Source organism: Bradyrhizobium genosp. SA-3 (genome assembly GCF_004212635.1).
Taxonomy (GTDB): domain Bacteria; phylum Pseudomonadota; class Alphaproteobacteria; order Rhizobiales; family Xanthobacteraceae; genus Bradyrhizobium.
Genome location: NZ_PSRT01000188.1, coordinates 1 through 13,369 on the forward strand (window position 1 = coordinate 1; position 13,369 = coordinate 13,369).

Annotated in this window: 13 protein-coding genes; 3 read left to right on the forward strand and 10 right to left on the reverse strand. The window is 64.4% G+C overall.

Features of this window, described 5'->3' with window-relative positions:
* Positions 1-227 precede the first annotated feature (227 nt).
* The 9 genes from CWO91_RS38240 to CWO91_RS38280 all read right to left on the reverse strand — a co-directional run bounded on the left by CWO91_RS38240 (position 228) and on the right by CWO91_RS38280 (position 9,489).
* Positions 228-1,379 carry an ABC transporter substrate-binding protein gene (locus CWO91_RS38240; protein ID WP_130220567.1) on the reverse strand — a complete coding sequence of 384 codons (1,152 nt, stop codon included), beginning with the start codon at positions 1,377-1,379 and terminating at the stop codon, positions 228-230.
* Between the two features lie 90 nt (positions 1,380-1,469).
* Positions 1,470-1,889, reverse strand: a complete 420-nt coding sequence (locus CWO91_RS38245) for an acyl-CoA thioesterase (protein WP_130220568.1) — start codon at positions 1,887-1,889, stop codon at positions 1,470-1,472.
* Positions 1,890-2,096: 207 nt separating this feature from the next.
* Positions 2,097-2,858, reverse strand: coding sequence for an SDR family NAD(P)-dependent oxidoreductase (locus CWO91_RS38250; protein WP_130220569.1), 762 nt, complete (start codon positions 2,856-2,858; stop codon positions 2,097-2,099).
* Between the two features lie 25 nt (positions 2,859-2,883).
* On the reverse strand, positions 2,884-4,767 hold the full coding sequence (locus CWO91_RS38255; RefSeq protein ID WP_130220570.1) for a feruloyl-CoA synthase: 1,884 nt from the start codon (positions 4,765-4,767) through the stop codon (positions 2,884-2,886).
* On the reverse strand, positions 4,764-5,573 hold the full coding sequence (locus CWO91_RS38260) for a crotonase/enoyl-CoA hydratase family protein (RefSeq protein ID WP_091890469.1): 810 nt from the start codon (positions 5,571-5,573) through the stop codon (positions 4,764-4,766). The genes CWO91_RS38255 and CWO91_RS38260 overlap by 4 nt, the downstream gene beginning before the upstream one ends.
* 264 nt (positions 5,574-5,837) lie before the next feature.
* Positions 5,838-6,296 (reverse strand): DUF3237 domain-containing protein, encoded by a 459-nt coding sequence (locus CWO91_RS38265; RefSeq protein WP_130220571.1) that lies wholly within the window; start codon positions 6,294-6,296, stop codon positions 5,838-5,840.
* A gap of 83 nt (positions 6,297-6,379) precedes the next feature.
* Complete coding sequence (locus CWO91_RS38270; RefSeq protein WP_130220572.1) at positions 6,380-7,699, reverse strand: TRAP transporter large permease; 1,320 nt, start codon at positions 7,697-7,699, stop codon at positions 6,380-6,382.
* A 2-nt stretch (positions 7,700-7,701) separates the two neighbouring features.
* Entirely contained in the window at positions 7,702-8,211 is a 510-nt protein-coding gene (locus CWO91_RS38275; protein ID WP_130220573.1) for a TRAP transporter small permease, read from the reverse strand.
* A gap of 261 nt (positions 8,212-8,472) precedes the next feature.
* Positions 8,473-9,489: a TRAP transporter substrate-binding protein gene (locus tag CWO91_RS38280; protein WP_130220574.1), complete on the reverse strand. Its 1,017-nt coding sequence runs from the start codon at positions 9,487-9,489 to the stop codon at positions 8,473-8,475.
* A 263-nt stretch (positions 9,490-9,752) separates the two neighbouring features.
* Between CWO91_RS38280 and pobA the strand changes: the two genes are divergently transcribed.
* Both pobA and CWO91_RS38290 read left to right on the forward strand, forming a co-directional pair.
* Positions 9,753-10,922: a 4-hydroxybenzoate 3-monooxygenase gene (pobA, locus tag CWO91_RS38285; RefSeq protein WP_130220575.1), complete on the forward strand. Its 1,170-nt coding sequence runs from the start codon at positions 9,753-9,755 to the stop codon at positions 10,920-10,922.
* A 219-nt stretch (positions 10,923-11,141) separates the two neighbouring features.
* Complete coding sequence (locus tag CWO91_RS38290; RefSeq protein ID WP_091890450.1) at positions 11,142-11,558, forward strand: PaaI family thioesterase; 417 nt, start codon at positions 11,142-11,144, stop codon at positions 11,556-11,558.
* An 89-nt stretch (positions 11,559-11,647) separates the two neighbouring features.
* Here the strand turns inward: CWO91_RS38290 and CWO91_RS38295 are convergent, their stop codons facing one another.
* Positions 11,648-12,532 (reverse strand): LysR family transcriptional regulator, encoded by an 885-nt coding sequence (locus CWO91_RS38295; protein ID WP_130220576.1) that lies wholly within the window; start codon positions 12,530-12,532, stop codon positions 11,648-11,650.
* 121 nt (positions 12,533-12,653) lie between these two features.
* Between CWO91_RS38295 and CWO91_RS38300 the strand changes: the two genes are divergently transcribed.
* Complete coding sequence (locus CWO91_RS38300) at positions 12,654-13,280, forward strand: pyridoxamine 5'-phosphate oxidase family protein (RefSeq protein ID WP_130220577.1); 627 nt, start codon at positions 12,654-12,656, stop codon at positions 13,278-13,280.
* Positions 13,281-13,369: the final 89 nt, after the last annotated feature.

Genomic DNA, 13,369 nt, shown 5'->3' on the forward strand with positions numbered 1-13,369 from the left:
TTGCGGGAGAGGTCGGCGCGAAGCACCGGGTGAGGGCTTTCTCCGCTTGGGGATTTCTTTCGTAGGCCTCAGATAGTCTTTATGCGGAAGCAACCCTCACCCCAACCCTCTCCCGCAAGCGGGAGAGGGAGCGCAGTAAAGATCGCGGTCGCAGCTCGTGCCTAACCGCAAAGCAAAAGAGCCGGCCCATCGGGCCGGCTCTTCTCGTTGCGAAACTATCGCCGCGGCTACTTCACCAGCGAGTACTTGCCGTTCTTCACCGTGAGCAGGATGCGCGAGCGCTCGTCGAGGCCGTAGCGGTCCTTTTCAGTGAAGTTGTAGACGCCCTGGCTTGCCGCCAATTCCTTCTCAGACAGCAGTGCCTGGCGGATCGCTTCGCGGAATTCCGGCGTGCCGGGCTTGGCCGTCTTCAGCGCCGCCGGAATGATGCGCTTGAGGAGCTCGAACGCATCGTAGGAATGGCCGGCGAACTGGCTGCGGCTGTTCGGGCCGTACTTGGCCTCATAGGCCGAGTTGAGCGCGAGGCCCGGTTTCTTGGTGGCGGCCTCGTCCGGCTGGTCCTCCGGGTCCATCACCGGGCCCGAGGCCATCAGCACGCCCTCGGCCGCTTTGCCGGCGATGCGGATGAAGTCCATGCTGGCCGCGCCATGGGTCTGGTAAATCAGGCCTTGATAGCCGCGCTCGCGCAACTCGGTCTGCGGCAGCGCGGCCGCGGTGCCGGAGGCGCCGATCAGAATCGCGTCGGGATTGGCGGCGACGAGCTTGAGCACCTGTCCGGTCACCGAGGTGTCGGGACGGGCGAAGCGCTCCTCGTCGACGATGGTCATGCCCATCGGTACGGCCTGCGCCTTGAGGTCGTTGAACCAGAGGTCGCCATAGGAGTCGGAATAGCCGATATAGCCGAGGGTCTTCACGCCCTTGGCCTTCATGTGGTCGTACAGCACCTTGCCCACGATCGGGATCGGCTGCGGCATCGCCACCGACCACTTCATGCGCTCCGGCGTGATCGGAAACGGCGCGAGGCCGAAATGCGGAATGCCGGCTTCGTTGGCGACGTTGGAGACCGCGATGGTCGGCGGCGTCAGCGCCGAGCCCATGATGATGTCGGCCTTGGATTCGGTCACGAAGCGGCGGGCGTTGGTGGTCGCGGTGGTGGGATCGCCGCCGTCGTCGAGCACGATCACCTTCAGCGGCACGCCGCCGATCTCCTTCGGCACGAATTCCAGCGCGTTGCGCTCGGGGATGCCGAGGGCAGCGCCCGGGCCGGTCGTGGTGGTGGTGATGCCGATGGTGATCTCACTGGTCTGGGCCAGCGCGGGCAATGCCGGCAGCGCCAGCGCGGTCGCGGTGATGGCGGCGGTCAAGTAAAAGCGTTTCATCTATTCCTCCCTTTACGTCTTTCTTTGAAAGCAGAAATCGGGGGGTAATTCAGCCCCCTCTTTTGGTGATGCGGCGATTTAGCTCCGGCTCTAACTCCCCGTGAACTTGGCTACCATTTCCGCCGGGAACGGTGCCGATTTCAGCTTGTCGGGGTTAACGGGATCGCGGCCGACCAGGACGCGGGTCTCGAACCCCTCGATCGCCAACGCGTCACCCTTGTAGACGTTGTGCTTCACCTCGAAGCTCGAGCGCTTGATGCTCTCGATTTTGGTCTCGATGGTGATCCAGTCGCCATAGGTCGAGGGGATGTAGAACTTGGCCCGCGTGTCGACCATGGGAATGCCCACCAGGCCGTATTTGCGGACCAGATCCTGCTTGGAGAATCCGGCGACCTCGAACAGGGTCGACGTCGAATCGTCGAACATCGCGAAATAGCGCGGGTAGTAGACGATGTTGGCGGGGTCGCAATCACCCCACTGGATCTGAACGTCGCGCCGGTTCACGAACATGCGGTATGCATCCATAAGCGCTGTGCCACACCTCTCCCGGAGGGAGAGGTCGAATTGCGCCTTGCGATGCGTAGCATCGTCAACAGCAATTCGGGTGAGGGATTACGGTCCCTCGATAGAGCAGAGCCCCTCACCCGGCGCTCCGCGCCGACCTCTCCCAATGGGAGAGGTGCGGCCGAGATCGCTGCTGCAATACCGCTCATCGATTTACTTCGGCGCCATGCGCAGCGAGCCGTCGAGGCGCACCACTTCGCCGTTCAGATACGCATTCTCGACCATGTGCAGCGCAAGCGCGGCGAACTCGTCGGCATTGCCGAGCCGACGCGGGAAGGGGATCGCGGCGGCGAGCGAGTCCTGGGCTTCCTGCGGCAGGTTGGCGAGCAGCGGCGTCAGGAACAGGCCCGGCGCGATCGTCAGCACGCGGACGCCGAATTGCGCGAGCTCGCGCGCGATCGGCAGCGTCATGCCGACGATGCCGCCCTTCGAGGCCGAATAGGCGGACTGGCCGATCTGGCCGTCATAGGCGGCAACGGAGGCGGTGTTGATGATGACGCCGCGCTCGCCGCTCGCCTGCGGCTCGAGCTTGGACATCTCGGCGGCGGCAAGGCGCAGCATGTTGAAGGTGCCGATCAGATTGACCTTGATCACCTTGTCGAAATCGGCGAGCGCCATCGGCCCGTCGCGGCCGACGACGCGTTTTGCAACGCCGATGCCGGCGCAATTGACCAGCACGCGCGCCGGGCCGTGGGCTTTGGCCGCCTGCGCGATCGCGGCCTCAGCCGAGGCGGCATCGGACACGTCGCAGGTCACGGCGACGCCCTTGATCTCGGCGGCGACCGTTTCCGCGAGCTTGGCATTGAGATCGCACACCGCGACCTTGGCGCCCTGCGCCGCCAGTTTTCGCGCGGTCGCAGCGCCCAGCCCCGATGCGCCGCCGGTGACGATGGCTGCCTGATCCTTCAACAACATGGCGTTCTCCTTTGGCGATGATTTCTCATCCGACCGATATCACACGGTCCGACGGATTGGCAGCGTAGAGCTCGTCGATCAATGCGATGCGATGTTCCAGCACGGCGCGCTGGTTGATCGAGCCCTTGTCGGTGACCTCGCCCTTGTCGATCGACAGCGGCGTATCCATCAGGATCGCGCGCGTGATCCGCGTCGAGGATCCCGTGGCTTGGCTGAGGAAACCGGTCAGGCGCTCGCGAAATGCCTCGCGCACCAACGGGTCGCGCGTGACGACGACGAGATCGTCGGGCGGCAGCGTCGGATTGATCAGGCGGCAACCGTCGAGATCGAGCACGACCAGCGCGGAGATCTCGTCGCGGTTGATGCCGGCGATGACGACGTCCCGCACCAGCGGCGCGCAGGCCGCGGTGAGCCGAGCGCGCAGGGGGCCGACGCTGACCCAGGTGCCGCTGGCGAGCTTGAAGTCCTCGCTGACGCGGCCGTCGAAATCGAAGCCGGCGTTGAGATCGTTGGGATCAGCGGGCTTGAGCGCGTCGCCCATCTTGTAAAATCCTTCCTCGTCGAAGGATTTTGCGCTGATGTCGGGCTGGCGCCAATAGCCCGGCATCACGTTCGGCCCCTTGGCGCGGACCTCGAGCTTGCCGTTGTTCGGCACCAGCTTGGCCTCGTTACCGGAGACGGGCAGGCCGACATGGCCGGAGCGGCTGGTGCGCGGATTGACCGACATGAAGAACGGCGCGGTCTCGCTCGCTCCCAAGCCCGTCAGCATCGGCACGCGATAGCCCTTCTCCTTCACCGCGAGCTCGTCGAGGCTGTCCCAGACGAACGGCGACAGTGCCGCGCCCGAGAAGAACATCGCATGCAGGCGATCGAAGAACTTTGCGCGCAGGCCCTGGTCGTCGCGCAAATACGGCAGCAGCGACTCATAACCCTTGGGCACGTTGAAATAGACCGTCGGCGAAATCTCCTGGAGATTGCGCACCGTCTCTTCGATGCCGCCAGGCACCGGCTTGCCGGCGTCCAGATACATCGAGCCGCCATTGTACAGCGTCAGCCCGATATTGTGGTTGCCGCCAAAGGTGTGGTTCCATGGCAGCCAGTCGATGATGACGGGCGGCTCGTCCTTGAGGAAGGCGAGCGTTTCGCGCAGCATCACCTGGTTGGCGCAGATCATGCGCTGGGTGTTGATGACGGCCTTGGGATTGCCGGTCGAGCCCGATGTCAGCAGGAACTTTGCGATCGTATCGGGACCAATCCTGCCGTGGACGTCGTCGAGATCGCCGCGGATCGGCGTTGCCATGAGATCGGCGAGCAGGGTGACGTCGCGGCCCGGCACCTTGCCAAAGGACGCGGCGATCTCGGTGCCGAGCGAGACATTGGCGGCGAGCGCATCGGCGAACTTGTCGGCGTCTTCGGCGAAGACGAGTCCGGGCGTCAGCAGCTTCATCAGATAGGAGAGCTTGCCGTAATCCTTCGACACCAGCGAGTACGCCGGCGACACCGGGCAGAACGGAATGCCGGCATAGAACGCGCCAAAGGCGAGCAGGGCGTGGTCGATCGAGTTGCCGGAGAGGATGACGACCGGCCGCTCCGCCGACAGGCCGCGCGCGATCAGGCTTGATGCGATGTGCCGGCTCGCGGTGAGCAACTCGGCATAGTTGATCTTGCGCCACCCGCGGCCGCCGTCGCGCTCGGCCATGAAGACGCGGTCCGGTGTCGTTGTCGCCCAATGATGCAGGCGGTCGGTGATGCGGACGGGATAGTCGCCGAGCGGCTGTTTGGGCCGCAGGTAGATCGTGCCGTCGTCGCGGCGCTCGATATTGACGACGGGATCGCCGAACGAGATGGGCCGCAGCGGAAAAGTGCTCGCGCCGCGCTCCATGCTGGAAGAGGACGGCCGCGCGCTCATGACTTCGGCTTCACCTTTGCGGTCTTGTGTTCGAGGAATTCGCGGATCCGGCGTTTGGCCTCCTTGTCGCTCTGCGCGACGGTCGCCATCAGTGATTCCATGAGGAGGCCGGTTTGCGGATTGGCCTCCGCGATCATCGGCAACGCCTGGAGCACGGCAAAGTTCGTCAGCGGTGCGTTGGCGGCGACCTTGGTCGCAAGCTCCAGCGCCTTGCCGAGCCCATTGCCGGCTTCCGTCAGATATTGCGCGAAGCCGTAGGAGGCGCCTTCGGTCGCGCTATAGACCCGGCCGGTCAGCATCATGTCCATCATCCGGGCAACGCCGATCAGCCGCGGCAGCCGCACCGAGCCGCCGCCGCCGACGAAGATGCCGCGCTGCCCCTCCGGCAGGGCGAAATAGGTCGAGGGCTCGGCGACGCGGATATGCGCGGCGCAGGCGAGCTCGAGGCCGCCCCCGATCACGGCGCCCCTGAGCGCGGCGATCACGGGCACGCGGCTGTACTGGATGCGGTCGAACACCCGGTGCCACATCTGAGAATGGAGCAGGCCGCCGGTCGCGTCATGCTCGGTCAGCTCGGACAGGTCGAGACCGCTGGAGAAATGGTCACCGATGCCGTGGATGACGACGGCGCCGATATCCTCGGGTAGGTTCGCGAAACACTCGCCGATTTCCAGGATGATGCCGTCATTGAGCGCATTGCGCTTGGCCGGCCGGTTCAGACCCACGGTCAGAACCCGGTCCGCCCGCTCGATCCTCAAAAGTCCGGAGGCGCCCGCGTTAGCGGTCTCGGCGTTTCCCTGTGTCATTTGCGTCCTTGTAAGAATAGTTATGTTGTATAACGAATTTTGGGGGAGTCAAGGAGGGGGACCATCCTTCGGTCAGGTGCGGAGGCTGCCGCGCCATATTCTACGTCGTCCCGGCGAAAGCCGGGACCCATACCCCCAGGGAGTGGTTTGGCGAAGACTCGTCGTTCGGTACTCCGACCGCCTTCAATCTATAGATCACGCGGTATGGGTCCCGGCGTTCGCCGGGACGACGGCGGGGATTGTGGCTCTGCCAGAGTCCGCCTCTCACATCACCTGGTGCACGTCGATCACCACGCGGTCGGCGTGCCTCGCGGCTGACGCCACGAAGATATGTTCCATCAGCCAACGATAATTCTCGTGCCCGGTCTCGAATCTCGGCACGGTGCGGAAATAGATCAGCTTCGGATCGACCGGCTCGCCGCGCTTGAGCTTTTGCAGCAGCTCCACCGGGCCGAAGCGAATGCCCTTGTTCTCAATGTAGACGGTCGCGCCGTCGTCGGTCTCGAAGGCGTATCTGGCTTCGAGATCGATCAGCTCGTTGGGGCGGATAGTCTGGAAGTCGGCGCCGAACGGCAGCACTTTGCCTGTGATTGCGCCCGTCACCTCGCCGCCGATGATCGGAATGATGCGGCGCGCGCCGACGCCGGTCTCGCCGGCCGTGACAACCTCGGCGATACGAGCGGTGATGGTGAAGGAGTATTTTGTCTCGAGGGTGAGGGTCATGGGCACCTCTTAACTGACTATGGCGAACGATACCGGTTTTACCCTCCCCCTCCGGGGGAGGGTAAAAGATGATGCTCGTTCAGCTAATGCGCCATCATGCGCGTCGGCAGCCAGGTCGCCAGCAGCGGGAAGGCGATCAGGATCACGAGGCGCACCAAATCCGTTGCCACGAACGGGATCACGCCCTTGAAGATGGTGGAGAAGGAGACGTCCTTCACCACGCTTTTGATGACGAAGACATTCATGCCGACCGGCGGATGGATCAGGCCGAGCTCGACGGTCATGACGATGATGACGCCGAACCAGATCGGGTCGAAGCCGAGATGCATGATCACCGGGAAGATGATCGGCACGGTCAGGATGATCATCGCCATGGCGTCCATCAGGCAGCCGAGCACGAGATACATCACCATGATCAGCGCCAGCACGCCGTAAGGACCGAGGCCGAGGCCGGTGAGGAATTCCGTGACCTTCTGCGGCGTCTGCGTCACCGTCAGGAAATAACCGAAGATCAGGGCGCCGATCAGCACGGTGAACACCGCGGCCGCGGTGCGCGTCGCCTGCAGCAGTGAGGCCAGCACCTTCTCGCGGTCGAGCCGGCCGGTCAGCACGCCGATGATGAAGGCGCCGGTGGCGCCGACGCCGCCGGCCTCCGTCGGCGTGAAGCGCGGCAGGAAGGGCAGGCCGTAGAGGCCGCCGATGACGAACAGGAACAGCAGCGCCGGCGCCCAGATGTCCTTCAATCCGGCAAAGCGCTCGCGCCACGGCAACACCTTGCCCTTGGGCAAAAAGTCGGGCCGGAAATAGCCGATCAGGCCGATCGTGATCATGTACATGGTCATCGCCAAGAGGCCCGGGATGATGCCGGCGATGAAGAGTTTTCCGATGTCCTGCTCGGTGATGATGCCGTACACCGCGAGCACGGTGGAGGGCGGCAGCATCGCACCTAACGTGCCGCCGGCCGCGATCACGCCGGTGGCAAAGGACTGCGGATAGCCGAAGCGGCGCATCTCGGGATAAGCGACGGCGGAGAAGGTCGCGGCGGTCGCGACCGAGGAGCCGCAGATCGCGGCAAAGCCGCCGCAGGCGCCGACGGTGGCGATGCCGAGCCCGCCGCGCAGATGCCCGACGAAGCCGTTGGCGGCGCGGAACAGCTCGCGGCTCATGCCGGAATTGCTGACGAAGGAGCCCATCAGCAGGAACATCGGGATGACGCCGAAGGTGTAGTCAGTGACCGTGCGCATCGAGGTCTGGCCGACCAGCTTCAGCGCCGGCGTCGCGCCGACCAGATAGGAGAAGCCGGACACGCCGACGAGGCCCATGGCCATGCCGACGGGCACGCGCAGCAGCATCAGCACAAACAGGGAAACGAAGCCGATTACGGCGACGGCATCGGTGCTCATGATTACTCCGTCGCCTTGATTTTGGGGTCGTGCATCTCTTCGGGATGGAAGATCAGCCGGTAGGTGCGGATCGCGATCAGCAGCACGGCGGAGACGTCGCCGATCCACGCGATCGCGAAGAACGGCCAGGTCGGCATGTGCATGTCGAAAGTCTGGACGTTGTCGTTGTAGGTGCCGCGCACCTTGTCAAACAGCGTCCAGGTCTGCACGGTCACGACGAACAGCAGCACCAGCGTTGCGAACACGTCGATCCAGCGCTGGTAGCGCGGCCCGACATTGCCCCAGACGAGGTCGACCGTGATGTGGGTGCCGCGATAGGACGTCGCCGCGATGCCCCAGAAGATGAGGATGCCGAGCAGCATGCGGCCGATGTCGAAACTGTCGGGGATCGAATAGTTCAGCGTGTTGCGCAGCAGCACCGACAGGAAGATGTCGAGCGCGACGAGGCCGACGAAGCCGGCCGCGATCCATTCGATCGTGTCGATAAAGCGGTCCATCCAGGCGCGCTTCATGGGTGTGTCCTACGAAATGTCATTCTCGCTCTCGGCTCCGGCGGCGGCTTTACGCCTCTCCCCGCGTGCGGGGAGAGGCCGACGCGCGCCGAGCGATGCGAAGCATCGTCCGAAGCGCGGCGGGTGAGGGGGACTCTCCGCGAGTCCATCTGTCAGTAACTTTGCGGAAGCAGCCCCTCACCCCGACTCTCTCAGCGCGAGCGAAGCTCGTCGCGCCCCCGTAAGAACGGGGAGAGGGAGGAGAAAGGCCGCAGCTTCGGGTTACTCCGCCAGCGCGTTGTACTTCTTCAGCGATGCCTTGAGATCAGCGAGCGCCACATCTGGATCGGCGCCGGCCTTCTTGGCGCCGTCGCTCCAGGTCTTGACCAGCGGCTCGGCGGCCTTCTTCCAGGCCGCCGTCTGCTCGGCCGTCAGCTTGTAGACCTCGTGGCTCGATTCCGCCCTCACCTTGTCGATGCCGGCGTCTTCGAACTTGCCCCAGTGCTCGCCGACCACGCCGGCCATCTCGATCGTGCAATTCTTGTCGATGGCGGCCTTCTGCTTGTCGGACATCGCATTGTACTTGTCCTTGTTGATCACGAACACGAAGGTCGTGGTGTAGAGCGGCGCCTCCATGTCGTATTTGGTCACCTTGTCGATGCCGAACAGCACCAGGGAGCCCCAGGGGAAGGTGACGCCGTCGGCGACGCCGCGCTCGATGATGTCGCGCACTTCGGGCGCGGAGGACTGCACGTTGGTGCCGCCGAGCGAGGTGACGAAATTCGCCATGGTGGCGTGGGCGGGACGGATCTTGAGGCCCTTCACGTCCTCGGGCACCACGATCTTCTTGGTGCGGGAGTGGAAGGAGGAGGGCGAGTGGACGAAGGCGAGGCAGTACTTGACGTCCTTCATCTCCTTCTCGGCATATTTGCGGTACCAGGCATCCAGCCCCATCGAGCCGCCCTTGGCGTCCGAGATCAGGAACGGCAATTCGCCGGCACCGATGATCGGGAAGCGGCCGGGCTGGTAGCCGGGATTGACATAGGTGACGTCGGCGATGCCGTCGCGCGCCATGTCGTAATGATCGAAGGCCTTGCCGAGCTGCTGGGCCGGAAACACCTTGCCCTTGATGGTGCCGCCGGAATCCTTCTCGACTGCGGCCGCCCAGTCTTCCAGCGATTTCTGCAGGGGATGCGAGGCCGGCACCCAGTGCGAGATCTTCAAATCGAAGGTCTTGTCCTGCGCGAACGCAGGCGTCACGCTTGCTGCCAGCAGCAACGCCAGACAGGCTTTCCTCATCACGCGTCTCTCCCTGTTTCGACGGCGGGCTTCGATGGCCCGGTCTCGTTAATTAACATGTTATCTAATTGGCCGGCGTGTTCAAGCCGGAACTGGCGCGCACCCTCTCGCGTCATCTACGTCAGCCATGTTGCATGGATTTGTCGCTGCTCGGGCGACGGCCGCTCCCTTTTGCCCAACAATTATATGATATAATTATCGCCTGCGGGCCGGCGCGACAAGCAGGCTGCGGCGAAAACCTATAGCGTCGGAAGGAGCAAGTATTGCGGACAAAAGTCGCAATCATCGGGGCCGGGCCGGCCGGATTGTTGCTTGGGCAACTTCTGCATACATATGGCATCGACAATGTCATTCTGGAGCGGCAGAGCCCGGACTATGTGCTCGGCCGCATCCGCGCCGGGCTCCTGGAGGAGGGGACAGTCGGGCTGCTCGACCAGATCGGTGCCGGCGCGCGGGCCCATGCCGAAGGCCTGGTGCATGAAGGTATCGAGCTTGCCTTCTCCGGCCAGCGTCACCGCATCGACATGAAGGGCGCGACCGGCAAGACGGTGATGATCTACGGCCAGACCGAGGTCACGCTCGACCTGATGAATGCGCGCAAGGCCGCAGGTCTCGTTTCGCTCTACGAGGCCAAGGACGTGCAGCCGCATGATTTCGACGGCAGTCACCCGCGCGTAACTTACGTCAAGGACGGCGTCACCCACACGATCGATTGCGACTTCATCGCCGGTTGCGACGGTTTCCACGGCGTCAGCCGCGCCAGCGTCCCGGCCTCGGCGATCGAGGAGTTCGAGCGGGTCTATCCGTTCGGCTGGCTCGGGATCCTCTCGGACACGCCGCCAGTCAGCCACGAGCTGATCTACTCCAACCACGCGCGCGGCTTCGCGCTGTGCACCATGCGCTCGACCAAACGCAGCCGCTACTATGTGCAGTGCGCGCTCGACGACCATGTCGACCAATGGCCGGACGATCGTTTCTGGGACGAATTGAAGCGCCGGCTCGACCAGGAGGCGGCCGACAGCCTCGTCACGGGACCGTCGATCGAGAAGAGCATCGCACCCTTACGCAGCTTCGTCGCCGAACCGATGCGGTTCGGCCGGATGTTCTTGTGCGGCGATGCCGCGCACATCGTGCCGCCGACCGGCGCCAAGGGGCTGAACCTCGCCGCGTCCGACGCGCATTATCTGTCCAGCGCGCTGCGCGAGTTCTACGACGAGAAATCCAGCGCCGGGATCGACGCCTATTCCGCCAAGGCGCTGGCACGGGTCTGGAAAGCCGTACGCTTCTCCTGGTGGATGACATCGATGCTGCACAAATTCCCCGACACCGGCACCATCGGCGCCCGCATCCAGCTCGCCGAGCTCGATTACGTCACCCATTCGCAGGCCGCGATGACCTCGCTGTCGGAGAATTACGTGGGGCTGCCGTTTTAGGGCGGCGCTGACGCCACATACTCCGTCATTGCGAGCGTGGCGAAGCAATCCAGGAATCCCTCCGCGGAGGCAGTCTAGATTGCTTCGTCGCAGGGGCTCCTCGCAATGACGGGAATGCCCATTTCAAACGCCGCCGCAAATCCCGTTTAAAACTTTGTAGGTGATGCGTTCGTCACGTCAGTCGCGTTCAATGGCAACGATCAGCAACGCGAGACAGCCATGACCGCCACCGACATCCCCGCAGGCTTCGAGCCGCATTTTCGCAAAGCTCCGCTCACCGATCCCTGGGAGCCCCTCTATTCGAAGAAGACCGAGAAGGGCGTCACGGTGGGACTGCGCCTGGCGCAGCCGCACACCAACGCGCGCGGGCTGATCCATGGCGGGCTGATCGCGGCGCTGGCCGATGCCGCCATGGGTTACAGCTGCGCCCAGGCGACCGGCTGGACGACGTCGTTCGTCACGATCTCGTTGTCGGTCGACTATGTCGGCGCCGCCGAGATCGGCCAATGGCTCGCGGTCGAGGGCGAGGCGATCAAGACCGGCTCTACGATCTGCTTCGCGCAATGCCTGGTGAAAGCCGATGATGCCGTGATCGCGCGCGCAAGCGGCACGTTTCGTGTCGTGCCGAAGAAGTAATTCTCTCGTGCCCCGGACGCAGCGCAGCTCCCTCCTGGCCTTCCGGGTCCCGGCTCTGCGCCACTCTGCGGCGCGTCCGGGACACGCACCTAGCCAAACCTCCATTCCGCCGTCTCCACCACGAGATCGACGAACGCGCGCACCTTGGCCGAGAGCAGGCGCGAGGTCGGATAGACGATGTGGATCGGCAGCGCCGGCTGCTCGTATGCCGCGAGCAGGATCTTCAAGCGCCCGCGCTTCAGCCCTTCGGCGGCCTGATAGGCCAGCACCCGCGTCACGCCGCCGCCGGCCTCGGCATATTGCAGCGCCGCGTCGGCGCTGTTGCTGATGAAGCGTGGCGCTGCCGTCACCTCGATGTCGCGGCCGTCCTGCACAAAGTGCCAGCTGGCGGACGGACCGAACTGGATGGTCTGGTGCGAGACGAGAGCCTCCGGCGTCTTCGGCTCGCCATGGCGCTTCAAATAGCCCGGCGCGGCCACCACGATCCGTCGCATCTCGCCGACCTGGCGGGCGACCAGTGAGGAATCGGCGAGATGGCCGATGCGGACGGCGGCGTCGACCGCGTCTTCCACGAGATTGACGAGATGGTCGGACAGCCGCAATTCGGCGGCGACTTCGGGATAGCGCTTGAGGTAAGCGGTCATGACCGGCCCGACATGGAGCCGGCCGAAGCCGACCGGCGCCGACACCACGAGACGTCCGCTCGGCCGGTTGCGCTCCTGCCGCGCCGAGCCGTCGGCCTCCTCGACATCGGCGAGGATGCGGCGGGCGCGTTCGAGATAGCGCGTGCCGACATCGGTCAGCGTCACCTGTCGCGTGGTCCGCTGCAACAGCCGCGCGCCGAGATGCTCTTCCAGTGCCGCGATCAGCCGTGTCACCGCCGAGGGCGACAGGCGCAGCTTGCGCGCCGCCGGCGCAAAGCCGCGCAAATCGGCGACGGTGACGAAGACGTGCATGGCTTCGAGCCGGTCCATGGCATTATTGCATATATTGCAATGATGAAGTGTCAAGCGGCCAGATTGTTCTGGCGGCGGGCAAGTCCACCTTAGCGGGCGAAAGACGCAAGCATGCGCCGGAATTCCAGGAGACGTTCCGATGACGACAGCAGCCCACCCCTATGCCAGCGACGTCGCCTTCTCGCCGGCGGTGAAGGCGATCCAGGCGCGCAAGGGTTCGCGCGAGGCCTATGCGCGCAGCGAGCAGCGCGGCTGGCGCACCGAGGTCGACGACAACCTCGCGGCCTTCCTGACTGAAGCGAGCAGCTTCTATTTCGCCACCGCATCAGTGGACGGCCAGCCTTATATCCAGCACCGCGGCGGCCCGAAGGGATTTCTCAAGGTCCTGGACAAGCAGACGCTCGCCTTCACCGACTATGCCGGCAACCAGCAGTTCATCACCCAGGGCAATCTCTCGGAGAATCCCAAGGCCTACATCTTCGTGATGGACTACGCCCATCGCCGCCGGGTGAAGATCTGGGGCGAGGCGCGCGTCGTCGAGGACGACGAGGCGCTGACCACGTCGCTGATGCCGAAGGGCTACCGCGCGCGGCCGGAGCAGGTGATCCTGTTCAAGATCGCGGCGTGGGACACCAACTGCCCGCAGCACATCCCGCAGAAGTTCGATGCGGGCGATGTTGCCGCGGCACTGGCGGCAAGGGATGCGAGGATCGCGGAGCTGGAAGCGGAGGTCGCGGCGCTGAAGGGGGAGAAAGCGGCGGGTTGAGCGGCCGGATCGCATCGAAGATGCGATCCGGGTGAGGGGGAGTCTCCGCGAATCGATGTGGCCGATATGGCACCTGCCCTGTCCCCATC

Coding starts and splice junctions, on each gene's coding strand:
- CWO91_RS38250 (WP_130220569.1), bottom strand. CDS start 2,858: ATGTTGTTGAAGGATCAGGCAGCCATCGTCACCGGCGGCGCATCGGGG.
- CWO91_RS38280 (WP_130220574.1), bottom strand. CDS start 9,489: ATGAGGAAAGCCTGTCTGGCGTTGCTGCTGGCAGCAAGCGTGACGCCT.
- CWO91_RS38240 (WP_130220567.1), bottom strand. CDS start 1,379: ATGAAACGCTTTTACTTGACCGCCGCCATCACCGCGACCGCGCTGGCG.
- CWO91_RS38295 (WP_130220576.1), bottom strand. CDS start 12,532: ATGGACCGGCTCGAAGCCATGCACGTCTTCGTCACCGTCGCCGATTTG.
- CWO91_RS38275 (WP_130220573.1), bottom strand. CDS start 8,211: ATGAAGCGCGCCTGGATGGACCGCTTTATCGACACGATCGAATGGATC.
- CWO91_RS38300 (WP_130220577.1), top strand. CDS start 12,654: ATGACGACAGCAGCCCACCCCTATGCCAGCGACGTCGCCTTCTCGCCG.
- CWO91_RS38255 (WP_130220570.1), bottom strand. CDS start 4,767: ATGAGCGCGCGGCCGTCCTCTTCCAGCATGGAGCGCGGCGCGAGCACT.
- CWO91_RS38260 (WP_091890469.1), bottom strand. CDS start 5,573: ATGACACAGGGAAACGCCGAGACCGCTAACGCGGGCGCCTCCGGACTT.
- CWO91_RS38290 (WP_091890450.1), top strand. CDS start 11,142: ATGACCGCCACCGACATCCCCGCAGGCTTCGAGCCGCATTTTCGCAAA.
- CWO91_RS38245 (WP_130220568.1), bottom strand. CDS start 1,889: ATGTTCGTGAACCGGCGCGACGTTCAGATCCAGTGGGGTGATTGCGAC.
- CWO91_RS38265 (WP_130220571.1), bottom strand. CDS start 6,296: ATGACCCTCACCCTCGAGACAAAATACTCCTTCACCATCACCGCTCGT.
- CWO91_RS38270 (WP_130220572.1), bottom strand. CDS start 7,699: ATGAGCACCGATGCCGTCGCCGTAATCGGCTTCGTTTCCCTGTTTGTG.